This window comes from Sphingobacterium sp. R2 (assembly GCF_040760075.1).
GTDB lineage: Bacteria > Bacteroidota > Bacteroidia > Sphingobacteriales > Sphingobacteriaceae > Sphingobacterium.
Genome location: NZ_CP142884.1, coordinates 3,872,208 through 3,897,981 on the forward strand (window position 1 = coordinate 3,872,208; position 25,774 = coordinate 3,897,981).

The 25,774-nt window shown below is 39.6% G+C and carries 26 protein-coding genes, 1 tRNA gene and 1 pseudogene; 13 read left to right on the forward strand and 15 right to left on the reverse strand.

The window, feature by feature from the left end; genetic code table 11:
- Positions 1 to 6: 6 nt before the first annotated feature.
- The 4 genes from VXM68_RS16080 (at position 7) to VXM68_RS16095 (ending at position 4,101) form a co-directional block, all read left to right on the forward strand.
- Positions 7 to 1,284, forward strand: a complete 1,278-nt coding sequence (locus VXM68_RS16080; RefSeq protein ID WP_293957430.1) for an adenylosuccinate synthase — start codon at positions 7 to 9, stop codon at positions 1,282 to 1,284.
- Between the two features lie 3 nt (positions 1,285 to 1,287).
- A complete protein-coding gene (locus VXM68_RS16085; RefSeq protein WP_293957432.1) occupies positions 1,288 to 2,574 on the forward strand; it encodes an anthranilate synthase component I family protein in 1,287 nt (428 codons plus the stop codon).
- 61 nt (positions 2,575 to 2,635) lie between these two features.
- Positions 2,636 to 3,301, forward strand: a complete 666-nt coding sequence (locus tag VXM68_RS16090; RefSeq protein ID WP_293957434.1) for a TatD family hydrolase — start codon at positions 2,636 to 2,638, stop codon at positions 3,299 to 3,301.
- 74 nt (positions 3,302 to 3,375) lie between these two features.
- Positions 3,376 to 4,101: a tRNA threonylcarbamoyladenosine dehydratase gene (locus VXM68_RS16095; RefSeq protein WP_293957436.1), complete on the forward strand. Its 726-nt coding sequence runs from the start codon at positions 3,376 to 3,378 to the stop codon at positions 4,099 to 4,101.
- A gap of 76 nt (positions 4,102 to 4,177) precedes the next feature.
- Here the strand turns inward: VXM68_RS16095 and VXM68_RS16100 are convergent, their stop codons facing one another.
- Together VXM68_RS16100 and VXM68_RS16105 are read right to left on the reverse strand one after the other, a co-directional pair.
- The gene (locus VXM68_RS16100) at positions 4,178 to 4,690 is read right to left on the reverse strand and encodes a BON domain-containing protein (protein WP_294187788.1); all 513 of its coding nucleotides are present in this window, start codon (positions 4,688 to 4,690) and stop codon (positions 4,178 to 4,180) included.
- A 74-nt stretch (positions 4,691 to 4,764) separates the two neighbouring features.
- Positions 4,765 to 5,235, reverse strand: coding sequence for a hypothetical protein (locus VXM68_RS16105; protein WP_367209348.1), 471 nt, complete (start codon positions 5,233 to 5,235; stop codon positions 4,765 to 4,767).
- Positions 5,236 to 5,379: 144 nt separating this feature from the next.
- On the opposite strand from VXM68_RS16105, the gene VXM68_RS16110 reads away from it, so the two are divergent.
- Positions 5,380 to 5,470 (forward strand) — tRNA-Ser (locus VXM68_RS16110).
- A gap of 218 nt (positions 5,471 to 5,688) precedes the next feature.
- On the opposite strand, the gene VXM68_RS16115 is transcribed toward VXM68_RS16110, so the two are convergent.
- The 3 genes from VXM68_RS16115 to VXM68_RS16125 all read right to left on the reverse strand — a co-directional run bounded on the left by VXM68_RS16115 (position 5,689) and on the right by VXM68_RS16125 (position 7,583).
- A complete protein-coding gene (locus tag VXM68_RS16115; protein WP_293883455.1) occupies positions 5,689 to 6,042 on the reverse strand; it encodes a helix-turn-helix domain-containing protein in 354 nt (117 codons plus the stop codon).
- A gap of 523 nt (positions 6,043 to 6,565) precedes the next feature.
- Positions 6,566 to 7,330 (reverse strand): MsnO8 family LLM class oxidoreductase, encoded by a 765-nt coding sequence (locus VXM68_RS16120; protein ID WP_367209349.1) that lies wholly within the window; start codon positions 7,328 to 7,330, stop codon positions 6,566 to 6,568.
- The gene (locus VXM68_RS16125; RefSeq protein WP_367209350.1) at positions 7,215 to 7,583 is read right to left on the reverse strand and encodes an LLM class flavin-dependent oxidoreductase; all 369 of its coding nucleotides are present in this window, start codon (positions 7,581 to 7,583) and stop codon (positions 7,215 to 7,217) included. Before VXM68_RS16125 ends, VXM68_RS16120 begins: the two co-directional genes overlap by 116 nt.
- A gap of 376 nt (positions 7,584 to 7,959) precedes the next feature.
- On the opposite strand from VXM68_RS16125, the gene VXM68_RS16130 reads away from it, so the two are divergent.
- Together VXM68_RS16130 and VXM68_RS16135 are read left to right on the forward strand one after the other, a co-directional pair.
- The gene (locus VXM68_RS16130) at positions 7,960 to 8,724 is read left to right on the forward strand and encodes an SDR family NAD(P)-dependent oxidoreductase (RefSeq protein WP_367209352.1); all 765 of its coding nucleotides are present in this window, start codon (positions 7,960 to 7,962) and stop codon (positions 8,722 to 8,724) included.
- Between the two features lie 104 nt (positions 8,725 to 8,828).
- Positions 8,829 to 9,752, forward strand: coding sequence for a helix-turn-helix domain-containing protein (locus tag VXM68_RS16135; RefSeq protein WP_367209353.1), 924 nt, complete (start codon positions 8,829 to 8,831; stop codon positions 9,750 to 9,752).
- A 370-nt stretch (positions 9,753 to 10,122) separates the two neighbouring features.
- Here the strand turns inward: VXM68_RS16135 and VXM68_RS16140 are convergent, their stop codons facing one another.
- Both VXM68_RS16140 and dxs read right to left on the reverse strand, forming a co-directional pair.
- Positions 10,123 to 11,331: an MFS transporter gene (locus VXM68_RS16140; protein WP_367209354.1), complete on the reverse strand. Its 1,209-nt coding sequence runs from the start codon at positions 11,329 to 11,331 to the stop codon at positions 10,123 to 10,125.
- Between the two features lie 166 nt (positions 11,332 to 11,497).
- On the reverse strand, positions 11,498 to 13,411 hold the full coding sequence (gene dxs, locus VXM68_RS16145; RefSeq protein ID WP_367209355.1) for a 1-deoxy-D-xylulose-5-phosphate synthase: 1,914 nt from the start codon (positions 13,409 to 13,411) through the stop codon (positions 11,498 to 11,500).
- A 75-nt stretch (positions 13,412 to 13,486) separates the two neighbouring features.
- On the opposite strand from dxs, the gene VXM68_RS16150 reads away from it, so the two are divergent.
- The gene (locus VXM68_RS16150) at positions 13,487 to 14,890 is read left to right on the forward strand and encodes a PLP-dependent aminotransferase family protein (protein WP_367209356.1); all 1,404 of its coding nucleotides are present in this window, start codon (positions 13,487 to 13,489) and stop codon (positions 14,888 to 14,890) included.
- A 44-nt stretch (positions 14,891 to 14,934) separates the two neighbouring features.
- Positions 14,935 to 15,039: pseudogene (locus tag VXM68_RS16155) on the forward strand (hypothetical protein); the annotation flags it as partial.
- Positions 15,040 to 15,137: 98 nt separating this feature from the next.
- Here the strand turns inward: VXM68_RS16155 and VXM68_RS16160 are convergent.
- Positions 15,138 to 15,674, reverse strand: a complete 537-nt coding sequence (locus tag VXM68_RS16160) for an N-acetyltransferase (protein WP_367209357.1) — start codon at positions 15,672 to 15,674, stop codon at positions 15,138 to 15,140.
- 252 nt (positions 15,675 to 15,926) lie between these two features.
- Between VXM68_RS16160 and VXM68_RS16165 the strand changes: the two genes are divergently transcribed.
- Positions 15,927 to 16,511 carry a hypothetical protein gene (locus tag VXM68_RS16165; protein WP_367209358.1) on the forward strand — a complete coding sequence of 195 codons (585 nt, stop codon included), beginning with the start codon at positions 15,927 to 15,929 and terminating at the stop codon, positions 16,509 to 16,511.
- Between the two features lie 57 nt (positions 16,512 to 16,568).
- On the opposite strand, the gene VXM68_RS16170 is transcribed toward VXM68_RS16165, so the two are convergent.
- From VXM68_RS16170 to VXM68_RS16190, 5 genes are all read right to left on the reverse strand, one after another.
- Positions 16,569 to 17,105, reverse strand: a complete 537-nt coding sequence (locus VXM68_RS16170) for a hypothetical protein (protein WP_293957446.1) — start codon at positions 17,103 to 17,105, stop codon at positions 16,569 to 16,571.
- An 86-nt stretch (positions 17,106 to 17,191) separates the two neighbouring features.
- Positions 17,192 to 17,692 (reverse strand): GNAT family N-acetyltransferase, encoded by a 501-nt coding sequence (locus VXM68_RS16175; RefSeq protein WP_367209359.1) that lies wholly within the window; start codon positions 17,690 to 17,692, stop codon positions 17,192 to 17,194.
- A 34-nt stretch (positions 17,693 to 17,726) separates the two neighbouring features.
- A complete protein-coding gene (locus tag VXM68_RS16180) occupies positions 17,727 to 19,409 on the reverse strand; it encodes a hypothetical protein (RefSeq protein WP_367209360.1) in 1,683 nt (560 codons plus the stop codon).
- A gap of 55 nt (positions 19,410 to 19,464) precedes the next feature.
- A complete protein-coding gene (locus tag VXM68_RS16185) occupies positions 19,465 to 19,974 on the reverse strand; it encodes a hypothetical protein (RefSeq protein WP_312329525.1) in 510 nt (169 codons plus the stop codon).
- Complete coding sequence (locus tag VXM68_RS16190; protein WP_293957451.1) at positions 19,961 to 20,419, reverse strand: hypothetical protein; 459 nt, start codon at positions 20,417 to 20,419, stop codon at positions 19,961 to 19,963. Before VXM68_RS16190 ends, VXM68_RS16185 begins: the two co-directional genes overlap by 14 nt.
- Positions 20,420 to 20,629: 210 nt before the next feature.
- Between VXM68_RS16190 and VXM68_RS16195 the strand changes: the two genes are divergently transcribed.
- The gene (locus VXM68_RS16195; protein WP_367209361.1) at positions 20,630 to 22,633 is read left to right on the forward strand and encodes a sensor histidine kinase; all 2,004 of its coding nucleotides are present in this window, start codon (positions 20,630 to 20,632) and stop codon (positions 22,631 to 22,633) included.
- Between the two features lie 2 nt (positions 22,634 to 22,635).
- A complete protein-coding gene (locus tag VXM68_RS16200; protein WP_293883415.1) occupies positions 22,636 to 23,379 on the forward strand; it encodes a LytTR family DNA-binding domain-containing protein in 744 nt (247 codons plus the stop codon).
- 158 nt (positions 23,380 to 23,537) lie between these two features.
- Here VXM68_RS16200 and VXM68_RS16205 read toward each other — a convergent pair whose 3' ends face one another.
- Together VXM68_RS16205 and VXM68_RS16210 are read right to left on the reverse strand one after the other, a co-directional pair.
- On the reverse strand, positions 23,538 to 24,032 hold the full coding sequence (locus VXM68_RS16205) for a VOC family protein (RefSeq protein ID WP_367209362.1): 495 nt from the start codon (positions 24,030 to 24,032) through the stop codon (positions 23,538 to 23,540).
- A 78-nt stretch (positions 24,033 to 24,110) separates the two neighbouring features.
- The gene (locus VXM68_RS16210; protein ID WP_294187824.1) at positions 24,111 to 24,986 is read right to left on the reverse strand and encodes a helix-turn-helix domain-containing protein; all 876 of its coding nucleotides are present in this window, start codon (positions 24,984 to 24,986) and stop codon (positions 24,111 to 24,113) included.
- A gap of 218 nt (positions 24,987 to 25,204) precedes the next feature.
- On the opposite strand from VXM68_RS16210, the gene VXM68_RS16215 reads away from it, so the two are divergent.
- On the forward strand, positions 25,205 to 25,732 hold the full coding sequence (locus VXM68_RS16215) for a DUF4468 domain-containing protein (protein WP_307186390.1): 528 nt from the start codon (positions 25,205 to 25,207) through the stop codon (positions 25,730 to 25,732).
- Positions 25,733 to 25,774 lie beyond the last annotated feature (42 nt).

Here is a 25,774-nt window from a genome sequence, read left to right on the forward strand (position 1 = left end):
AAAGCTATGCAAGTTGATGTGCTTTTGGGCTTACAATGGGGTGACGAGGGTAAAGGTAAAATCGTAGACGTATTTTGTCCAAAATACGATTTGATCGCTCGTTTCCAAGGCGGCCCTAACGCCGGACACACGTTGGAATTCGATAACAAGAAATTCGTACTCAACACAATTCCATCTGGTATCTTCAATGAAGGTACACTAAATCTTATAGGTAATGGTGTCGTTATCGATCCGATTATCTTAAAAAGAGAGTTAGACAATTTAAAGACAGCTGGTTTTGATCCGGTGGGTAAAGGCAATTTGGTACTAGCGCGCAAAGCACACCTTATTCTGCCGACACACCAATTATTGGATGCTGCCTCAGAATCAAATATGGGTGCAGGAAAAATTGGATCTACGCTAAAAGGTATTGGTCCAACTTACATGGATAAAACCGGTAGAAATGGTTTACGTGTAGGTGATACGACACTTCCTGATTTTCAAGAGCGTTACCAAAAGCTGAAAGAAAAGCATCTGAATATTCTTTCACATTATGGTGATATACCTGATTTTAGTGAAAAAGAGCAAGCGTTTTTAGATGCTATCGAATTCATTAAGTCTATCCCACATGTAGATTCAGAACATTTGGTGAATCAATATTTGAAAGAAGGTAAACGTGTATTGGCCGAGGGAGCACAAGGTACGTTATTAGACGTTGATTTTGGTTCTTACCCGTTCGTTACTTCGTCCAATACCACTACAGCTGGAGCGTGTACAGGACTTGGTATTGCGCCAAATAAAATTGGTAAAGTATATGGTATCTTTAAAGCCTACGCTACTCGTGTGGGTGGCGGTCCCTTCCCTACTGAACTTCACGACGAGACGGGTGAAAAGTTACGTCAACTGGGGCATGAATTCGGAGCGACTACAGGCCGTGCCCGTCGTACGGGTTGGATTGATATTCCAGCTTTAAAGTATGCGATTATGTTGAATGGCGTTACAGACTTGATTATGATGAAGGCCGATGTGTTGGATACTTTCGACAAAATCTACGCTTGTACGCACTATAAATATAACGGTGAAGTGATTGATTATATGCCTTATGAAATTATCACACATCAGGCGGAGCCTATTTTAGAAGAAATTGAGGGCTGGAAACAAGATTTGACAGGCATAACAGCTGAAGGAGAAATCCCTGAAGCATTAAAAAATTATATTTCTTATTTAGAGAAAGCTCTTGAAGTGCCTATTACAATCCTATCGGTAGGTCCTGATCGTAAACAAACGTTAGCTTTGTCAAAATAAACTATGCGGATCGAAAGTTTTGATCTTCTCGATTCTAAAGATAAATTTCATCAAAAAGCCCTGCACTGGTCGGGGCAATTTGATGAAATTTCTTTCTTTAATAGTAATGGGATGTCCGATGAATGGGGCAAATTTGAGCAAATATTAGCCGTCAAGGCGTTGTTTTCGTTCCGTGCCAATCAAAATGTATTTGACGGGCTCGATGCTTTTTTGAAGTTACATCGATCTGAATTTATACCTGGCTTTCTTTCTTACGACCTTAAGAATGAGGTTGAACCATTACAGACCACTGGGACGGATCAGCTCGAGTTTCCAGAAGCTTATTTTTTTGTGCCCGCTATTACGCTTCGATGGACTGCTGAGCAGGTACATATAGAGGCAGAGAATCCTCTTGAAATTTACCAAGCTATTTCTGATACACAGATTCCTGAGGTATTTCCAATGGCGTTGGAGGTAAGATCGCGCTGGACGAAAAGCGCATATATGGACGCTTTCGCAGCTGTTCAGGCACATATTCAGCGTGGGGACATCTATGAAGTAAATCTTTGTCAGGAATTTTTTGCTGAAAATGCTGATGTTTCTCCTGTTGAACTTTATCATCGATTGAATACCATATCGCCTACCCCATTCAGTGCATTTTTTAAAGTTGGCCATCATTTTATCATAAGTGCTTCGCCAGAGCGATTTTTAGCGAAGCGACTCGGAAAGCTGATTTCACAACCCATTAAAGGGACGGCAAAACGGGGAGCAAATCCGCAAGAAGACCAGCAGATTATAGCGGATATGTTGAGGTCCAAGAAAGAGATTGCCGAAAATGTCATGATCGTCGACTTGGTTCGCAATGATCTGACGCGAAGTGCGTTGCCTGGAACAGTTGAAGCTACGCGGCTTTTTGAAATCCAGTCTTTTGAGCAGGTGCATCAGATGATTTCGACCATTACCTGCATACAGTCGCCACAGGTCGCTAATGTGGATGTCTTTCGGAATACCTTTCCAGCAGGCTCGATGACGGGAGCTCCTAAAATCGCTGCGATGCAGATATGTGATCAAGTTGAAGCTCGAAAGCGCGGTATTTATGCAGGATCTATCGGTTACTTTGATACTGTTCGCGATGAATTCGATTTCAACGTCGTTATTCGTTCATTGCTTTACAACGCACAGACACAATACCTCTCATTTCATACTGGTGGAGCGGTGACCAACCAGGCCGTTGCGGAACAGGAATATCAAGAATGCCTTTTGAAGGCGTCTGCGATACTGAAGGCATTAGGTGCTAGCTTGAAGGAATAAAACTATACTAATTTTGTAGAGAATATTTTTTGCTTCAAGTATTTTTTCGACCTTTGTGCCGTTGGCAACACAGATTCCCTATATCGATATTCATACGCATCGGGATTATCCCGTCGAAGCGGATGCGGTTTATTCTATAAAGAATATCGCATTGAACCATTCCGAGCGTATTACTCAGGCGGATTGTTCAATCGGTCTACACCCCTGGTATATGGATGGGGATGCACAACGCGAATTAGAGTTGATGGTGAATGCTTTAGGCCTGTCGCAGGTTTTAGCTATAGGTGAATGCGGTATGGACAAAACTATAAGCATTTCTCTCAACGAACAGCAAGTGCTTTTTGATCAGCAGGTTTCCATAGCCAAGAGATATCAGAAACCATTGATTATACACTGTGTGCGCGCTTTTCAAGAGGTTGTAGCATGTTTAAAGAGCGCAAATTTCAAAGGTCCTGTTATTTTTCATGGCTACCGTAAAAACGAGACCTTGGCGGAGCAATTGGTAGATCAAGGTTATTATTTATCGATTGGCAAACATTGTTTAAACGGAAGCCAGGATAAGGTTTTGCTAGATGTCCCACTGCGGCATTTATTTTTAGAAACCGATACCGATACGACCGTAGAAATTGAGGCAATTTATCGCTATGTGGCACAAGTTAGATCAATTGAATTGGATGAATTAAAAGAGATTTTGTACCACAATTACAAAAAAGTATTTAATAGATGAACCCGCTTACTTTGGATATTCCTTTTGGACAAAAGATACGCGGGCATCATGATGATATAAAACAGATTAAATAGATGAAAGATTTAAGTTGGCTGTCACGTACCGAAGCGCTGATTGGTAGAGCGGCGGTCGAGAAATTAGCGAATTCACATGTGATGATTTTGGGTTTAGGCGGTGTAGGATCATTTGCTGCGGAATTTATATGCCGGGCAGGTGTGGGGAAGATGACCATTATTGATGGCGACACAGTTGATCCATCCAACCGTAATAGACAACTTCCAGCCTTAGCGACCAATCATGGCGAAGCGAAAGCGGAAATTATGCGTCAACGATTGTTAGCGATCAATCCTGAATTGGATCTGACGGTGATACAGGATTTTATCATCCCGGAAAAGATACCTGCATTATTAGAACTGGCACCAGACTACTGTGTGGAAGCTATTGATAGTATTACGCCGAAGCTATTCTTTATTCGGAGAGCGTTGGAAGCGAACATCCCTTTTGTCAGCTCAATGGGTGCAGGTGGTAAAGTGGATCCCACTAAAATAAAAATTGCCGATATCGGTAAATCCTATAATTGTAAATTGGCCCAGCATATCCGTAAGAAATTGCGCAAACATGGTATTCGGGATGGCGTTAAAGTGGCCTTCTCAACCGAGTTGCCAAATAAGGATTCTTTGCTATACACCGATGGGAGTAATTTTAAAAAATCAGCTTATGGTACCATGTCGTATCTGCCTGCTGCATTTGGTGGTGCAATTGCATCGGTCGCGATACGCGATTTGATCGAAAATGTTTAACTTCGTTGCACAATAAACATATGAACAAAAGATAAAGCTCCCTATTGCTAGATGGGGAGCTTTATCTTTTTAAATCTTAACGGCTAATCACACCTTTCATATCGATGCCTTTGGGTTTGATATGTTCCAATCGTTTCTTCAGTGTATCTATTTTCGATTTTTCAAGGTTACCGGTTGCTACAATAATTCCCTCTTTCACTTGCGCTGTGATTGTCGGAAAATCTTCCAGAACTAAGTTGACGTCTCTTGTCAAAGTAGAATCAACCGCCCCACCAATAATTTCATGATATTTTTCACGCGCATCTTCAGGTTCCGGTAGGTTTACCACGATATTGTTATGGATGGATTTTATATTCTCTCCACCTGCCATTTTCGTTTTGTCTTCTATGTTCTGTTTAAGCGAGTCGGAACCTATCTGTCCATCCAGGGTAACATTTCCTTCTTCAACATTTACCTCGATACCAGGCGTAGTTTCTAAGGCCGCCTGGATTGTTGATTTTAGTTTTTCGTCCGATTCGGGCGATCTACAAGCGTGAATGAAGGATAAGGCACCAACTGAAAGGGTTAAAAGTAATTTATTTAGTTTCATGTCATTCGTCATATCTGTACTTTATTAGAACAGATGAAGCGCACTATTGTTTAATTTTTCAGCTTTTTGGATACCTAATAAATTGCGTCCACCTTTTGGTCGATGTTGTTAAATACAAAACTATCTCCTATCTTCTTTCCGATAAGTAGCTGTCCGATGGGCGCTAGCGGCGAGATGACGAAAATATTACTATCTCCTATTTTCACTGCTCCAATACTTGTAGCAATAAAATAAAGGGCAACATTGGTTTGAACGAGAGTCCCTACTCGAGCAACGTCGGTCTCACTATTCAATACAGATTCTATATGGAGGAGTTGCTGTAAATCTTTATTCGCTTCGAGAAGTTGCTTTTGGTAGCGATTAATATCCTGTTGAATCATTTCACGTGATGTTTCATATTTGTCTCCAGCGCTACTTTTGGTGTCGTCGGTACTCGAATCCCTGGCTGTCTCCAAAGCAGATGCTATCATTGAAATACGATCGTTGGTGCGTTTTAGGGCTATATTGAGAAGTTCACGTTTGATGTCGAAATAATTATTTGTCATCCCGAAAATTAAGCAATAAGTTTTATTCCAAAAAAAATAAAAACAATACGCTTAGTGTCAATAGCCTATAATAAATCCGTTGGTAAATAGTACGAATAATATTGCAATAACTTAAAAATTTGCTACATTTGTGCACTGAAACACGGAAAGGTGTCAGAGTGGTCGAATGAGCAGTCCTGGAAAGACTGTATACGGGATGACTGTATCGAGGGTTCGAATCCCTCCCTTTCCGCCAAATGATACAAATGCCACGAATAATCGCTATTCGTGGCATTTTTTGTTTTTAGCACTATAAAATACGCACTGGAAGCGGCTTTGACCTATAAGGTTCGAATCTCTTACTTTCCCCAAAGCGAAAAAAGCCACCGTATTGCTGGCTTTTTTTATTTAAAATGGACAACGTGTCTCATTTACGGAGGCTAAACGACCAAAAGTTTAAAATAGTAAAATATATTACTTTTCCATTTCTTTAAGTGCCCATTTTGCCATCGCATCAATAACAGGTATTAAAGCTTCACCCGATTCGCTAAGGATATATGAAACGTGTGGCGGCACTATAGGTTTAGCCCTGCGGATTACCAGACCATCATGCTCCATTTGCTTTAAATGTTGAATTAGCATCTTCTCGGTTATTGCCGGTATTGCCCGCTTCAACTCGCTATAACGTTTTTCCCCATTTGAAAGATGATATAATATAATCGGTTTCCAATATCCTCCGATTTTTTCCATGACATAACTTACGGGACAGTTATCAAGCGCATATTGCTTATTCTGCTGAATGGTGGATGTTGTCTTAATAGCTGTCATGATACACACTTTAGGGTAAGTACTTGTATATAAGTAAGCGCAAATATACCTTTGTTTCGATAAATAAAAAATGTTTTGTTATGAAAATTATAATAACAGGGTCTTTAGGAAATGTTGGTCGCCCCCTTAGTCAGCAATTAGCAGCGGCGGGACAAGATATTGAATGCCTGCCCTGCCCTGGGTCCAATTTCAGGATGAAGAATCATTAAATGGAATGCTGCAGGGGGACTTCCACAGGAGGTAGCCGAACTCTATACAGAAATGGGATTGGGTATAAGAAAAGGAGTTTTGCAGCAAGATTTTATCGAGCATGGTTCAGTTGTAAGCGGAGTGATAAAACTGGAGGAATTTGCAAAAGAATTTGCGGTAAATTTTAGTTTTTGATCTCATTTTACCTTGCCTGTTTTCAACTTTGGATGCAAATGAGAAAATTTAAGAAAAAAAATCCGATTGTACTCTCCTTAAAAAGTTTGACTAATTTAAGCAGTGTATTAAATACCGGCCATGGCTCACCGACTTTACCTTAGATCTTGCTTCCTTTTACCGATCCATTTATTGCTTGTATGGTTTCTGCAAACAGGCGATACGAATTTAACCTGGCATCGTGCGCAAAGATTGGGGAAGTCGCCATGATCTCATTGACACCTGCCTCCTGCAGAAACGACGAAAGGGACGACTGCAGCGTTTTAGGACTGCCGACGAACGAATAAGTGAGCATCTGTTGGGCAGAGAGTTTTTCGGAATTGCTCCACACCTCATTCATGTCATCAAGGGGCGGCTGAAGTGGTTTATGGTTCCCGGAAACGATTCCCAGAAACAATTGTTGTAGGGAAGTAAACAATCGGTGGGCCTCTGCGTAAGAATCAGCAGCTATCACATTTACACATGCCAAAGCATAAGGTTCACGCAATTGGGCCGACGGCTTGAAGTGCTGTCGGTATAAAGGTATCGCAGTCTTAAGATGCCTCGGTGCAAAATGACTGGCGAAGGCATAAGGCAATCCCATCTCAGCGGCTAATAAAGCACTTTCGGGACTTGATCCCAGAACCCAGATCGGTAAATCGAGTCCTTCTCCGGGAATGGCTCTTACCGGGCTGGTACTGTTTTCAGCAGAAAAGAAAAGCTGCAGGCGCCTAATGTCTCCGGGAAAATCTGGCTCCACCCTGAAATTCTCACCGCGGATGGCCAGCATTGTCAATAGATCCGTGCCTGGCGCCCGTCCCACACCTAGGTCGATGCGGCCTGGATAGAGTGAACTCAATGTACCGAATTGTTCTGCTACGATCAAGGGAGCATGGTTTGGCAACATGATGCCCCCCCGACCCTACTTGAATCCGGTTTGTAACACCTGCAATATGCCCGATCAGAACTGCTGTTGCTGAACTTGCTACATTAGCCACATTGTGATGCTCGGCCAGCCAGAAACGAGTGTACCCTAGCTGTTCAACTTCACGTGCAAGATCAGCACTTTTCTTAAAAGTATCGCTTGGCTGGTCACCCTGTACGACAGTTGCCAGATCCAGAACTGAATATTTAATCATTGAGAAGCCTTTTCTATTAATTATTCTTCTACAAATTTGTGGTTTTGATTTGAAATTGTGAGATGGTTCTCATAGTTTGACAATTGACAGACGAAATGATGACATGCTCCCAGAATGAGTCCGTATCAAATTATCAAAACTCTGGAAAGATAGGACAATCTAGATTAGAAAAGAGTTGGGAACAACAAAACGAACAACTCAGATAGACCTATCTAAAGCATTCATCTTATAATTATATTCGAAATGCTTATCATCGGAAAAATTGCCGATGAACTATTATTATACGGCTTTTGGCTACAATCAGTCCGGCTTTTGGCTAAATCATCATTGAACTATTATTCTAATTTTGCGTGATATTAAAACAAAAAAAATACGTATGTTATCAAAAAACAAAATTGCAGTCGTAACAGGTGGAAGCCGGGGTTTGGGAAAAGACATGGTGCTCAGTCTTGCGAAGAATGGGCTAGATATCATTTTTACCTACAACAATCAAAAAGAAGCTGCCGATGAAGTAGTAAAACAAATTAAGGACTTAGGGCGCCAGGGAATTGCGATGAAGCTTGATGTTTCAAAATCTTCTGGTTTTGATGTATTTGTGGAAAATCTGACAGCTGAATTGCAGTCCCATTTCGACACGGACAAGTTTGACTTTCTTATCAATAACGCCGGTTTTATGCTTCATGCTGAGTATGAAAATGTAACTGAAGAGGAATTTATAGAAATGGAAAATGTACACTTTAAAGGGCCGTTTTTCCTTACCCAAAAACTGCTTCCTCAAATCAATAACTTCGGAGGTATTGTAAATGTCTCTTCCGGTATTACGCGTTTTACCACCCCCGGTTTTGCAGTTTATGCCGCGTTTAAAAGTGCTATGGAAACGTTGACAAAATTTCAGGCCAAAGAATTAGGAAGCAGAGACATCAGAGCCAATGTCATTGCACCAGGACCGATTGAGACCGATATTATGGGGGGCGCTGTTCGTGATAATACAGAGATGAATAAGCATCTGGCCTCTCAGACAGCATTGGGAAGAGTCGGGCTTCCGGAAGATATCGGTGGCGTTGTGGCTTTTTTATGCAGCGATGCTGCCTGTTATATCACTGCACAGCGTATCGAGATCTCGGGAGGATCAAATCTTTGATAACCGAATCAAGGATATTTAAATGGTGTAGTCATTACAGGCATCACTATTTAGATAGGTAAGAGTAAAACCGCCAACTCTCCATATATTTTAAATTTGCATATATGAAAATTGTAAGAATAAAATCGATTACGGAATACCACCGCTTGAGGGGGCTTCCCAAACCTGCGCATCCGCTAATAAGCCTGGTTGAATATTCGCAGTTGCAGCTTCCCGAAAACATCGGTGAGGTGAATATTGTCATGGATTTTTATTCGATTGCTTTAAAGCGAGATGTCGGGACAAAGCTCTACTATGGTCAGCAAATTTATGATTTTGATGAAGGATTGATGTTCTTTATTGCACCAGGCCAGGTTTTCAGGATAGAAAGAAGTCCGGATTCATCTGGCAGCAAGTGCAGCGAGGGCAGCGGTTATCTATTGCAGGTCCATCCTGATTTTTTTGGGGGACATCCTTTATCTAAAAATATTAAAGATTACTCCTTTTTCGATTATTCGATTCATGAAGCACTGTTCCTTTATAGTAAGGAAGAACAAACCATCCTTAATATTATGGAGAATATCAGAGAGGAATATCATGCGAATATTGATCGCTACTCTCAGGGCATCATCGTCGCTCAGATCGAATTGTTGCTCAAATTCTGTGAGCGCTTTTACAACCGGCAGTTCATTACAAGAAAAATCAGCAGCCATCAAATGCTTACCAAAGTAGAAAACTTTCTGAATTCTTTTTTCTCAGATGACGAGCGGCCTGACCGTGGACTTCTTTCGGTAAAAACCGTCGCCGATGCCATGAATGTTTCTCCTGATTATCTGAGCGGTCTGCTGAAACAGCTCACTGGCAAAAATGCTCAGGAGCACATACATCAGAAATTGATCGAAAAAGCAAAAGAGAGGTTATCCACCACCAATCTTTCCGTAACTGAAATCGCTTATGAATTGGGATTTGAGCATCCTCAGTCTTTCAGCAAACTTTTCAAGACAAAGACGAAACTTTCGCCATTGAGTTTCCGAAGGTCATTTAATTAAAAGATGCTTGAAATTATAATGATTAGTTTATATAAAAAAGCCGACTGTCTTCAAAACAGCCGGCTAGAGTGAAAGAACCTTAAAACTTTTAAATACAGCTAAATACTCATCATTTATAGCATGTGCTTTTTAAATACCTATCTTTAAGATTTCCTTCATAGATTTTACTCTGCGGTAATGCCCCGTCGATTACGAATTCGGAGACAGTAGAATAGCTTGCTGCGCAGTAAGCAAACTTTCCAGACAACCCAACCTGCGGCAGATGATATATTTACTATAAAAGTCACGGTGATTTACCGATATAAAAGATGGTGCCAATCTCTCGCAAACCGATAGTCTTTAAGACTAAGTTACGATTTGTTAAAAAAAATTACTTTTCATTTTTAAAAGCCAACATAGACATAACAGCTCCAATACCTGCAATAAGTCCAAATAACTTAAAACTAGTGTTCAATCCAATGTTCACTATAAGACTGAAACCTAAACTACCCAATCCGTATCCCATAAACATTACAAAAGCAAACAATCCAATGGCGACGCCTTTCTGTTTAGAAAGGGTTGTAATAATTCCCGCAAATAGCGGATGTGTCATATCAAACCCTAGCGATAGCGTTGCTATAAAAATACATGATAATGTCAATGTATAGTTCATCCCCAACAAATAAGCCGACAGCGCACCCACGCAGATACCTATGGGAATTATTCGATTACGCCCATATTTATCAGCGAGCTTACCTATAAAAGGTCCAAACAACAATCCTGGTATGCCATACCCTAGCAACGCCAATCCCACACCTTCTTCATTTAAATGATAGTTCTTGAAAAAGAAATACCCCGTCCACGCAAATACTCCACTATGAAACATAGAATTAAAAAGTACAAACATGTAAGTTCGCCAACCTCTTGGCAGTAGAATAATATTCTTGTAATTCTTAATCGTATTCGTCAAGCTGAACTCTTTTTCAGATTGGTCCTGAACAAAATTTTTATGATTGATCAGCAAAACGACAAAAATCAATAAACCAACCAAAGCAACAATCCAAAATAACATCTGCCATCCAACAAATGCAGTCAACAACGCTCCCGAGCTCGAACCAAAAGCTGTACCAGCGGCCATAAATCCAAAAAAAACACCTAGTGCATGCCCCCTCTTTTCATAAGGAAATTGATCTCCTATCCAACCAATCGTTGTAGGAGCTACCCCTCCTGCTATTATACCGGTCAACAACCTCAGAATGATCATTTGATCGATAGTGTTCACAAAACCTGTAAAACCTGTCACCAATATAAAGCCGATCATGGAAAATATAATTATGGGAAATCGCCCATATTTATCTGACAAAGGCGCGTATATTAGAGTAGATAGTCCATAGCTTAACAAATATGCAGGCTCGATAAAACTTACATAACGAACAGACACACCGAAGAGTGAAGAAAGCTGAGGTAAGATCGGTGCTACCATAAATCCCTGAAAGAAAACTATAAAAGTCCCCAGCGATAAAATTACCACTAAGGTCATTGTCGGCCTTGCTTTTTTTATTTGAGAAAGTGTGTCCTGAATTACTTTATCTGTATTCATTTTTGAAAAATATATTTTACATCGCAAATAAAATAAAGAATGACATGACTATAGCATTACAGAAACTGACTGATTAACTAGTACAGTTTGTAATAAAGAACTGCTTACAAAAGGATATTTACAATAACTTTATCAGAAAAAATAGGCGCTTGATAAATGATTGATATCATTGCTTGTTTTTGCTCATCATAAAGTTGTGATGTAATTTCCTGATATGCGCTAGGATCGATTTTTTGCCATACCCATACTTTTCATGGATTTGCTGTTGCGTGCCTTGCGAGGCAAAGGTATCTGGCAGACCAAGGCGCTTTATGACAGATGAATAACCGTGCTCGACCATAAACTCCATTACGCCGCTCCCCACACCTCCGACAATACAGCCGTCTTCTATTGTAACGACAACTGAAAACTTTTGGAATACTTGATGTAATATATCTTCATCCAGCGGTTTGAAGAACCTTAGATCATAATGTGCTATTTCTATATGGTCAAGGGCAAGCTCCTCGCATACCGCTATTGCATATTGTCCGATAGGACCAAGAGAAAGTATTGCGATGTCATCACCATCTCTCATCTTCTGTCCTTTTCCTATTTCCAATTTCCTAAAGGAAGAATCAGTATCAGTACTTATACCATTTCCCTTAGGGTAACGGATAGCAAAAGGGCCTTCTTCCTCTTTTTCTTGAGCAGTGTACAGAAGATTTCTGAAATCTTCCAGATTAATTGGCGAAGCGCCTATAATATTGGGTACACACCGAAGAAAAGATATATCAAAAGCACCATGATGAGTTGGCCCGTCGGGACCAACAACTCCTGCCCTGTCGATGCAGAAAATAATATTCAACTTTTGGAGTGCAGCGTCATGGATAACTTGATCGTAGGCTCGCTGTAAAAAAGTAGAATATATCGTGCAGAACGGTATTAATCCGTCTGCGGCCAGACCAGCGGAAAAAGTAACGGCATGTTGCTCTGCGATCCCTACGTCAAAAACGCGATCAGGCATTTCCTTCTTCATTGTGGTAAGCGCACTTCCGGACATCATAGCGGGGGTTATGGCAATAATACGTTTGTTTTTTCGGGCGAGCTTGACTAATGTTTCACAGAATACCGCCTGAAAAGTTTTCATATTATGCTGCTTTATGTCCTGTAATCTTTCCCCTGTCTGCTTATCGAACTTACCCGTCGCGTGCCAGTTCGCCTGATCTGTCAATGCCGGCAGATATCCTTTGCCTTTGACAGTGACACAATGCAATATTTTGGGACCACGTATATACTTCAGCTTTTCTAATAGGCTAGTCAGCTTTTGAATATCGTGTCCATTTACAGGTCCAAAATACCTAATATTTAAAGCTTCAAAAAGATTGCTATAATCTAAAATACCGGATTTGATTATTTTTTCAAGCTTCCTGATCTTCGTAAGCGGCCAATCATAATTTTGACTAATGAGTAACAACAATTTTTTAATATGTGATTTCAGCATATTATACTGTTTTCCTGCGGTTAAGCCCGTAAGATAATGTTGTAATGCCCCCGTATTGGCATCGATTGACATATTATTGTCGTTTAATATGATCAGCATATTGGCTTTTTCAAATCCGACATTGTTCAATCCTTCAAAGGCCAATCCCGCTGTCATAGCTCCATCCCCTATTACAGCGATATGTTGACGGTCATTTTCATTGCGATACCTAGCGGCGCAGGCCATACCCAAAATCGCAGAAATAGATGTTGAGGAATGTCCAGTCCCAAAAGCGTCAAATTCGCTTTCTTCTCTCGATGGAAAACCGCTGATCCCTCCCTCCATTCTATTGGTATGGAAAATGCCTCTTCTTCCCGTGATCAGCTTATGTGGGTAGGCCTGATGCCCTACGTCCCAAACAATTTTATCCGTCGGCGTATTAAATACATAATGCAGCGCCACGGTAAGCTCTACAACGCCAAGGCTTGAACTAAAATGACCTCCATTTAATGAAATATGGTCGATGAGGAAAGACCGTAGATCTTCACAGAAGTCAGTTAATGAAGTCGTGGGTAGATTTCGTAAGTCCTGGGGTATATTGATATTATAGTTTAATGCCATTTTGTTAGTTTTCTCAAAATTAAAAGTATTAAATTTGTAATACAGATACAGTTTCAATAAAAACTACCAATACAGATGAAGTCGTATAAATTCGAGGTATTCACTACCATTATAGAAAAAAACATCAAGGAAGGGCTTTTCAAGCCGGGCCATAAATTGCCTTCCGTGCGAGAGATTAAAGAACAATATCATATTAGTATCAGTACTGTACAGGATGGTTACGAACATCTTATCATAAGCGGTTTAGTAGAAAGTATACCAAAATCGGGATATTATGTCAGTAACAGACCAGAAACAAAACACGAGTCTGTAAAAACCAGACACCTTCCTGTGGTTAGAGACGCTATCTTTAAAAATAATCTTGCGCTCACGACTTCGCTGCGAATGGGAAGGAAAATATCTGAGTTCAACGTGGCGGCTCCCGGTGATTTATTGATTCCTCAAAAATCGTTGCTTCGTACGATGCAGCAGGTGATTCGGGATCAGGGAGCTGGGATACTACGCTATTATCCCTCGAATGGCTCGCCTGCGCTAAAAGAGGCTATCATTGAGCGTGCTGCCGGTTACCAAACAATCTTTAATCCTCACGAACTGATCATTACTGATGGCGCGTTGCAGGCATTGTATATCGCTCTGGCTTCTACTTGTGATACAGGGGACGTAATCGCGGTAGAAAGCCCTTGTGTGTTTTCGGTATTGGAAGTTATCAGGGTTCTAAAACTGAGGGTAATCGAAATTCCTGTTGATCGAAAAAATGGTTTTGACACAGATCTGTTTAAAAAGGCTTGCGAAAAAAATACTGTTAAAGCGGTCATCGTCACACCCAACTTCCATAATCCTACTGGAGTATTACTGAGTGATGAACAAAAATTAATGCTGCTGACAATCGCCAGGTTCCACAATGTGGCAGTTATCGAGAACGATATATATGGTGACCTGCATTTTCAGGGACATAGACCCACCACAATTAAAAGCTTTGATGATAGTGGATTGGTTTTAACTTATGCATCATACGCAAAAACACTTGCTCCGGGAATAAGGCTTGGATGGCTAAGCGCTGGAAAATTTGTTGAGCGCGCCGAGCAGGTAAAATTTACTTTGGGAAGTACAGTATCTCCATTGTATCAAGAAACGGTCAGTCGATTGCTTAGTGGTAGTAGCTATGACCGGCATGTTAGGGCTTTCAGAATGCAATTGGCCAAGAATGCACATTTAGCAATCAATCTGATTTCCAAATATTTTCCCGAAAACACATATATCGCAACACCTACGGGTGGGTATAATCTATGGGTAAAAATGCCGGAGGAAATCGATATGAGTTACTTTTATGATCAATGTGAAAAAATTGGAGTGAGATTTACACCAGGATACACCTTTTCTTTTTCGGATACTTTTAACAAGTATTTCAGGGTAGTTATTGCTGACACTTTCTCTCCAAAACGGATTGAAGCAATTAGGATTGTTGGACAGCTGTTATAATAGTATCTGTACTGTATATTTTTTAGCCCTCTAGCACTAATGAATTACCACTCGGTACGTCTTATGCGGTTTGGGCAGGCATTGGAGTTATAGAGACAGGCATACTTTGGTGGGAGGAACGCCCACTGACAAAAAAGAAAGGCCGCTGATAGACTTATAGCTACAGCGACTTCCCTTTCTGCGATTCTTCAAAAAGTCTCTGAATTGATCAACAGATCGTCCATGTCAACGATTACTGCCGCTATCATCAGCAGTTTTTTCCTTCCTTGTGCCCGTTAATGTGGATCAGACAGACCGATGGCAGAGCGATTTCGTCGTGTTCCCATGGACCATCCTCTTTTTGAAACCCCTTGCTTTCAAAGAATTCGATCATGGGATTTCCAACATATTCATTGACCCAGATAGCATCTACATAGTTACATAATGATTGACATTTATGAAATAGTGATTCAAGAACTTCCGGATGCGTGAATTTTTTGAGCACCGAAAAATCGCCGATCCGTATCGCACGCATGTCTTTAAGTGATTGTGGCACATTGCCTCTGGAAGTAACTTTTGCGTAACCCACTGCTTTCTCATCGACATATACGATTAGCCACTGGTTGGACATACTGTTCATTTCACTGATAAAGTACTTTCTGTCGTAATATTTATCCATGTAAAGCTTTACAGACATCTGATCGACCATGGAACTGAATTTTTCCGAGGCCAGTTCATGTATTAAGTCCAGTAGCATATCTACGGTTTCGTCTGTTGCAAGTGCAAATTTGGTAAGTATATCCATTGTATTCCTAAAATTTTTAAACAAATCTAGGGAAGTTTGGATCATTTGACACGGTACAACTTCCGTAAATACAGGCAGTACAGATCAATCCATGACGCCGATCCTTAAAGCAATGTTTGAATAACTTCTCTGTACCAGCATTGTACTAATATACTTTCGAATAATCTTGAGTTTCTTAATGCATATCTTTATCTTTATTCAATGTTTAAAAAGCGGGAAGGCTTCAGGAAGTTTAGATTTTTTATATAAACAATGAAAGAAAAGGTAATTACGGTTTCAAGTTATGGTATAGCATTATTTTCCGAGAATGCTGTTAGCACATTTTTAAAGGAAAATAAAATTAGGAGCAAAAAGCTCTTAAAAATTTTTCAAGAAAATCAATCTTTATATCTCGATTCACTAGCCAAAGGAGTTTGGATTCCAATTCTACCTGTTGATTCAATCAAATACCAAATTAAGACTTCAAACCTTGGCGAAGTTTTTGGGGATGAATGGGAAAAGACTTTAGAAGAAGATGGTTTCAACCTAAATGTATATGATAGCTTTTGGATTGCCAGTATAGGTCTTCTCTCCGATCTTGCTAAGGAGAGTTTCGAAGCGGAAAGCATTTCCTATGAAACTTTGGATGGCAACAAGCTTTATCAGGGTTTCAAGTTTCGGTACCCTTCCGGAAAATACACTGTTAAGATCGAGGGCTATAGACGCAACGTTGAAAAGGCATTTCCTGAGCCGAATTTTGGCTATTTATTTAGCTTAGATAAGGTCGATGAATTTTGTGGATATAAAGATCCCAGGGAGGATGATAACTATTTTTTTAACGTTGCGCAGATTAAATAAACTCCTTTATTAATGATTAATCGTATTGCTTAGAATCGCAGGAAAAAATGTGATTTATCAAAGACTGTTTTCAACTTCAAATTGCTTCTTCATACGATTCCTTTTATCATCCGCTTCGTAAACGAATTGATATAAACGCTGTTTATCCAAAGCGAGTTTGTATCTTTCATCAATGGCAATGCTAAATTTATTTTCGTTTTTTTCCTGCTCTATTTTTTTTTGCTGCTCAACTTCTTTTTTCGAGAAGAGATATAGATTTCTAAGCGCCGTATAGTAATGTATCTCAGCCTGCTGGAACTCTTTACCTTTTTTTATACCCTCAACATTTACATTTTTCAAATCTTTAAGAATAACGTTGAAGGCTGTTTCCTGTTGATCGATTATTAATAAGGCGCTGTCATACTCACGTTTGATCAAATAATTCAGTTTAGCAGATTCCATACCTTTTTCGCCAATCAACATAGAAGTTATCTGATCCTCCTTGTCGTCCATAGTTTTTTTCAATTGAATGGCCTGTTTATTCTTCGTACATCCACAAAGCAATACAAACGATAGAACTGCAAACGAAACTATGCTGATTTTTTTTAAAGCCATACAAACGAAAATGGTTTTTAAAGATACTTACAAATTGTTTTCTAACAATTACCATACCTAAGCCCTTGGCTGATTACTTATAAATCCTAATTACTCGTAGGTCCTTCACTACGAAGCATCCAAATTGAACAAGCATGATGTCCAGAATTCCCTAATGGCTTTTGAAGTAATCTGAAGCCCATGTTTTGATACATTTTTATCGCATTTGAAAACTCGGGAAAGCTCTCAAGATAGATTTTATCGTAGCCTAGACGCTTTGCGCTTTCGATACTTTTATTCATTAACGCTTTACCAAGCCCAATCCCCCTGAACGCTGGATTGAGGTAAAATTTAACGAGCTCTGCGCAGTACGGCGGCAATCCAGCAGTGGGATAAATCCCGCAACAGCCCGCTACTATGCCATCTACCACACCTACCCAGAGCACAGCGCTTTCTTTGCTAAAAAGTGCATATAAATCTGAAGTGGTAGGATCGGAATAAACAGTCCCTTCTTTTGGTGCGTTGTGCTCTTCAAAAACAGCTTTGATCAGATTTGAAAGCGCATCGTTGTCCGATTTTTTTATTTTCCTGATGATTGTATTCTCCATACGCCGATAGTAAATTTATAAAATTGAAATTTTGCTATTGTCCGAAAAACTTTCTAAAAAAACCGGGCTCTTTGGCGTTTGCCCGTGCGATTTTTAAGTTATCTTCTGCGATACGATTATAGCAAAGTCCAAGTGAAATTTCAAGATTTTTCACTGCATCTGTGTAATGTCCGATATCAATCAGCGAAGTACCGATATGTTCATATAGTTCTGCCGCGATGTCATCTGTAATTTCTTTCTGTTCCGGCAGCATGGAGATTGCCAATGTACCGTAATGCACAGTTTTTTCATTTTCTGTCAGGTGGTATGCACTGTGTACGGCCCAGTAATAACACCAAAAATCTGTGTTGCCATGCCCAATGCTCTGCTCAAAACTTTCAAGAGCTGACTCACTATCTTTCATATGCACCTCTAAAACATATCCCCGATTGTACAATGCAACTTGAACAGATCTTGCCATTCCTTTTTCCAGCCCGAAATGTACTGCCTGATTGTAACATTCCAAAGCCTTTACCCATTGTTTATCCCTTAAAAACGATTCTCCTCTGCTTATCATCAAACTCGGATTGTCAGGCATATTTTCCAGTAAGGAGTCAGCCTGTTCGGAATCCGCCGAATTATCAACATCTAAGCCAAGCATTGACGCAGCTTTGGATTTCGATATGTAAAAATTGGTCACACAGCGTACAATTTCCTCGTCTTGAAGGATCGGGTCACTTGGATTTACCGATTGATAGTATTCAAGACCTTGGTCGGCCCAGTACAGCATTTCTTTATATTGACCCATATCTGAGTGGCTGAGACATATTCCATCAATAGTGCTAATTAAGGTGATAAAGTCCATTTCTTCAACATATTCTTGCAAAAGCTCTTCACCATCCATAATGGCATTTTTGGGCATACCAGCGCACATATAAATGTACATTCTATTGAGAAGAATCACCATAAATTTACTTTGTGTTATGCCCTCGTTGACAATGGTGACAGCATCTTGATATGCCTCTTTGAAATTGAACTCCCGCGCAAGATTATTACAGCACATGGCGAAGGTATGCGGGGCGTAATTAAGACTGTTTGTCTGCTCGGTCAAAACTACGTCTCTAAAAAGTTGATAGGCTTGGGTGTAGAACTCTATTTTTAGTTCGGTGAGCCGTGGGTGCTCGACTTCCGACATTCCCGCATATTGCTTGAGAACATAATCGATTTCAACCCCAGCATTGTATAATTCCATAGCCGATTGCGAATCCACAGAAGGACGAAGTTGTGAAAAATCTGGATAGTCACTGTGTCTATTGATTATTCGGAAGATGCGGATCTCTAATACCGGAGACGACCGTAATTGACAGGATCTTTGGTAATATTGCAAAGCACCGTCCCAGTCTTCAAGCCAGTACAACGCAGAACCAGCATTCCGGCAACAGTGGTAATGGTGAGGATCAATTTTAAGCCCACCATTAGCCCAGTCTAAGCATTTTTCTAAAGCTTTTTCTCTGTTGGATTCAAATATTTCATTATAGTCGAGTGCTATAAGACCCAATATGGCACATAAATTAGGGTCAACGCTTGCCTCATTGAGGTTATCGATATGGTAAAATAATTCATGAAGTTCATCCAAATCATGAGGAAGAGCATATCCGTCCAGCCAAAATTTCGCTGCCAGAGCATAATTGCCTTCGGCAAGTGCTTTTAATGCGTGCTGATGAAGTGTATCTTTCATTATTTTGTCTAATTGTTGTTAAATTCATAGAAACTGACCACCGTATGATTCGATCTCAACCTACGGGCAACTGTCGCATTTCATAGAGCTTTGCTAAAATAGCAATCTCGTATGCTGATTCATTTGCGGATTTTTTTCTTCCCTCCTTAAAGTCTTCACTGATCCTGTAACTTTTTACCAGATGGTTGTTTTTTGCCCCAATGGCATAGTGCCAGTAGCTTCCGGTGGCGCTGGTGAAAATGACCATTTCTTCAAACGCCATAATCTTTTTTGTAGGAAATAACGGCTTTTTCCTATATACAATTCGGTCTTCTTGGTCAAAAATGTAGCAGATTTCGGCGCGTATGAAAATATCATAAAAGCTGTGTAGAATGAGATATGGACCGAGCACAACAAGCAGAATGGCCATTCCCCGGTTGATATCATGAAAAAAGATAATGGATAGTAAAACCAGTGATAAAACAACAACAAGTGTCCAAACGGATAGTTTAACGCTTTGGCGATTGGGCGTAAAACTAAATAATTTACCACTGTCAACGATTTTATACATGCTAATTTCTGACATAAGGACGTGTTATTTCTTCAATATCATTTAAAATATCCTGCATACCACGTTTTGACAGTCCCTGTGCAACAATGGCGAATTTCTCTTCACCTTTTGAAAAATAGCATACATTGAGTGATGTGTTGACGGGTATAAAAATGTAGATCAACCTACTCATCTGATAATGGGCAATATCTGAAAAGGGAATGCATGTCTCTGCTTTTAAACCTCTTTTGATATACAAAGCTTTCGCATCTAAGTCAATCACCATGCGCTCTGTATAAATGGATAAAAAACATAGTGCCGCGAAGATTCCAAAAATCCACATCATTGCTCCATTATTAGATGTGTATCCGAACCAGGCCAAAACTGTTAGACCAGCGACAATCAATATACCGAATCCATACTGCCGTTTAAGTATATAACGGTTACCCTCTTTCTTAAAATTTTTAATTGTATTTTCCATGTTAATCAAGTTTTACGCCGTTTACGTTTATTTCGCTGATGTGTTTTTGTCAGTTAAGCAGATCAATATTACTATTTTAAAGCGATCGATTCCAAGGGGTAATTTGTATCTGGACGTTTTTACTTGTTGTTTGGTAGATTTTAGCCCCTATACGAAAAACTAACCCAATGATTTAATAGCTATATTTGAAAAAAAATATTGCAGCATTTTATGGATCACCTACATTTCACCAAACGCTATTTTTTCCATGCAATATTAATTCCGTTGATGGTATTCACCGCTTCACTGAAAGCCCAGGACTCAAAAATTGAATCATTGGCATCCCAGGGATACTCGTACAGATTTACGGATAGTGCGAAAGCGAAACAAATGCTCAATAACGCGCTCTTATTGGCCAGGAAATCAAATTCTAAAAAAGATGAAGCAATCTGTCTTGCCTTTTTGGCATTAACTTATCGAAGACTGAATAGCCCAAAGGAATTTAATAACTATGCCGAGCAAGCCTACAAAATTTCCTCACAAACAAATGATGAGCGGGCAAAGGCTTACGCGTATATGGTTATGGGAAACCTCAAGTCCTATTTCGATGAAAATACAGCCGCGCTGAATTACCAGCTTCAAGCCAATACACTTTTTGAAAAGCATAAAAATTATGCGCTATGCGCTCAGATATGCGCCGATATTTCTTATAGCTTTTCCTTAAGTTCGGATGATCGGGTCGAAAAATATGTGCGCGAAGCGATGAAACATGCGCAACAATCTTCAAATGCTGAAAGCATACTACACGCCCGATTGGCAATGGGCTCTTACCTGACAGGGTTGACAGATAAACACGCAGATAACATTTCCTTATGGGAGAACTCTGTACAATTTTTAAAGCAGACTGCAGACTACGCTTCTGTGAACAACAATAGGATACCGAGTAAGAGTAACATTGCTATTTCTCATCTTAATCTTGCGGCACTGTTGATACGACGGCCAAAGCTGATGGATGGCATGTTATTTACACGGCAATTGGATACGGCCATTGCCATAAGCAAAAAATACAATGTGAAGGTTACTTACCGAAACAGTCTCGGATTGCGTGGAAAATATTTATTGTATCAGGGGGAATATAGCAGAGCAAAGAAAATGTTTCTGGACGGAATTGCTTACCAGCTTCGGCTACCGTATAAAGACCATGAAATATTAGCCCAGTTTTATGCCAGCCTCAAGGAAGTCGCCGCTAGCGAAAAAGATTATTCTTCTTATTATCGTTATGACCAGTCCTTTAGCAAATATAATCGCCTTACCTACGACGAAACCATGCAGCGGAATTTACAGCTTGCGGAAATAAAATTTGAATCGGCTGAAAAAATTCGTAAAATAAAGCAGTTAGAGAATGAAAAATTGCTTCAGGAAAAAAATAAGAATCTGGGCTATGTAATTTCCCTGATCCTGCTGGTTATTGTTATTTTTATTTTCATTTCTTTTTACTATAGAAAGCGATTTTACCAGAAGCAAGCGGATAACTTGAAGCAGCAGCAAATAAATGATCAACTCAAGCTCAACCTGCTGGAAAAGGACAGTCTTGAAAACCTATTGGCGAAGCTTTCGCTGGAACGACGGTTTCTTCAGTCTCAGATGGACCCTCATTTTATTTTTAATTGCCTTGCGAATATTCAGAGCATTATCCTGAAAGATGACCGTACAAAAGCGCTCACCTATCTTAATAAATTTGCACGGCTAACCAGAGAGACCTTGTATCATTCCAGAAAAGAATCAGTAACCTTGCAAGAGGAGAGCGCAAACTTGAAAAGTTACATTGAACTGCAACAACTGAGGCTTAACCATTCGTTTGATTATAGCATCGAATTTGCAAACGACATCAATATGGACGAAAAAATACCACCCCTGCTCATACAACCTTTGGTGGAAAATGCGATCGAACACGGGCTAAAACCTTTGTCACATCGGAAAGGAAACTTAGTTATAACATTTACAAAAAAATCAATGGAGCAGGTATTGATTTGTGTTATCAAAGATAATGGAATTGGAATGGAGGCTTCTCAAACAGGAAAACAAAAAAACAAACATGATCCATTGGCTATAAAAATAATAGATGAAAGACTGGCACTCTATGCAAAGAACGACTCAGGCGAGCGTATACCTCATTTTACCTCCCAAAGCTCTGGTGATGGATGCACAATCACGATCAATATTCCAATCGTATAAAAATGTATAAAGCAGTTATTATAGAAGATGAATATCATCTGAGAGAGGCCCTTTCTATCCTTCTTGAAATGGTGGCGTCCGAACAAATCCAGGTGATCGGTTACGCGGAAGGGCTGCCGGAAGCCGTCAAAATTATTGACCGTTTAAAGCCAGACCTGGTTTTTATGGATATCATGCTAAAAAACGGGACCGGTTTTGATGTTCTTGAACAGATTAGCCATAAGAATTTCCATCTTGTTTTTACTACGGCGTATGAGGAGCATGCGATAAAGGCATTCAAATTTAATGCTATCGACTATCTTCTGAAACCAATAGACCATCATGAGTTAAGAGAGACGCTTGATCGTATAGCAGGCAAAAAATCTGAATATATGGATTTTCAACATGTTATTCCTCCTTCTTCGAGTATCGCAAAAAAGCATGATAGAATAGTGCTTCCCACCATAGAGGCTATGCATGTTGTGAAGCTCAAAAACATCATCAGGTGTGAAACCTCGGGTTCCTATACAACATTTATTCTCAAGAACGGGCAGCACATAATTGTTTCCAAACCATTGAAATATTACGAAGATATCCTTATTTCACCCAATTTTATACGCGTACATCAGTCGCATTTAATAAATACAGATTTCGTGACTAGCTTTTCTAAGGATGGGATTATCATGATGCTAAACAATGATACCATCCCCATATCGCGAGCAAACAGAGAATATTTCTTTAGAATCATGAAAAACGAAGAGCATTAGACTTCACCGCAGGTAAAGATCCAAAATGCATAACCGCAAAATGATCCCTGCTGCAGGTGAAGTCAATATAGCTCTTTATCGATCAAATTGATAAATACCAATATGTTGCCCCATCTGGGGCGGCATAATGCTCTCGTTCCTTCACCTGAATACTCTTTTTAAGGATTATATACTCCATTAAACAGGACAACTCGCCACCGGTCTGGATCCTCATACGTGACACTTTTATCTTTCCAGTACGGATTTTCAGGTTCGACGCCATCAATTCCAGCATTCTTTAAACGCTCATTTGCGCGTTTATAATCGTCTTCATTATCGTAGTAAAAAACAAGTAGGTTTTCCTTCGTCGGCTCCGGTAAAGAAACCTTTTCCGCTTGCTGGGTAAACTCCAGATGATAGGTTTTGTCAGGCATACCCAACATCACGCCATCGTAACCCAAATGATCTTCAAATTTACCGATTATTTGCATACCCAGCATTTCGTTATAGAATTTAACTACTTCATTCAAATTGTTGGTAGGCCGCGCTATTCTAAATTGTACCGCTTTCATCTTGTTATTTCCATTTGAAATCTTTTTATCCAGTTGCTTAGTGCAGGATGCAGCAAAAGTTAACGCAGCAGCAGATGCCATCGTTATCACTAATTTCTTCATAAAGTTTGCTTTAATTTACTTGAACAAATTTCTAAACGAAAACAGATTAAAACAATTACGGAAGTTCCGATTATGTTGTCAATTTTTCGGTTTTTCACGGTAGTGTATGGGAGATACACCTTTTACAGATTTGAAAAAACGGGAAAAAGAGGACGTGGAAGTAAAGCCCAGTTTATCAGAAATGTTTTTTACGGAAAGTGTAGCGTATTTTAAGAGTAATTCGGCCTCGAGCATGATCCTGTTTTGAATAAGAGCGAGAGCAGATATGCCGGTCTGATTTTTCACGCACTCGCTTAGATATTTTGACGACAGATACATGAGGCCTGCATATTCTTTTACTGTTTTGTACTGATGAAAATTTTTATCTACCAGTTTTCTGAACGCATACATAACTTGGTACTGCCGATTAATTAACTTGTCCGAATTTAATAGACACAATTCACAGACTCTGTTATAGTCGTATAAAATCTGCAGAATATATAGCCTGGACACTTCAAGACAAAAGGGTGACTGACTTTCTGTTTCGTCCTTTATTTTCGCGAATTTATAGGAGAAATCCTGAAACTTCGTTTCTTCCAGATCAAAAATGGGAGGGTAATCTGGATTGATCAGCAACAACTCTTCCATAACTTCACTTTTTACAAATCCTTTCTTAATAAAGTCTGATTTAAAAAACAAAAGATCAGCTACAAAAGTTCCTGAAAAGTTTTTAATGGAAAAGAGTGTTTGTGGCGGAATGATGGATATGGTAGATGAACTTATTGAAAAATCGTGGTGCCCAACAGTGACATTACATGCCCCCCGACGGCATAAAACGACCAGGTAAAAATTTAACTTGACGGCGTCAATAGCATACCGATAATCCTTTAAAGTGATTACACAACAATTTACCTCATCTGCATCAATTTGCAGAATATCAAAATATTCGCTTAAAAAATCTTCTATAGAAGTCATACCTGGCACCCTATATCTTTTTCATCGTTTCAAAGTAACTAAGGTAAGAAAATAATAAAATGCACACTAATGTCTCATCGGCGCGCCAGCTACTTTTAATTCTCCAACCCTTTAATTTTGAATTTTCTTTACAAACAAGTACATTGCAAAAAGAATTGATGGAATTAAAGATCTTTTTGTAAAGTTGACTTATTTAATTCCCTTTAAAACAATTGAATATGAAAAATTACATCCTTATCGGAATATTTTTGCTTCTGTTTACAAATTTAGCATTTTCACAATATTTTACTCTAGCGCCAACAGGTTTCGTTTCAAAAGAGAATCTAGATTATACCGTAGTAGAAGTTCCTGGCGCTAAACAGCAAGAACTTTACGACAATGTATTAAAGTCGATCAATAGCTTATATTCCAATCCCAAAGAAGGCTTGACTTTGGTTCCCGGGCAAGCGATAACTTTAGCAGCCTACCAACAAAGAGGACTTAAAACATCCGCTATCGCTTACTACGATGTCGATTACACCTTGTCTTTTTTGTTTAAAGATGGAAAAATAAGAATCAACAGTCCAACTTTCAGTGCTCAAATTATGAACTACAACGGCACTTGGAATAAAATGGATGTGAAAAAATTTTATTTCAAAGGCAACGGTAACCCCAAAAAAGAGAAAAGGCATCAATTCGTAAACGCGTACTTTAATGGGCTGATTAAATCCATTCTTGAAAAATCCGCCAATATCGATAATTGGTAAGTCATGTATTAACGCAATGTTGGAAATAAAATGATTGATGGT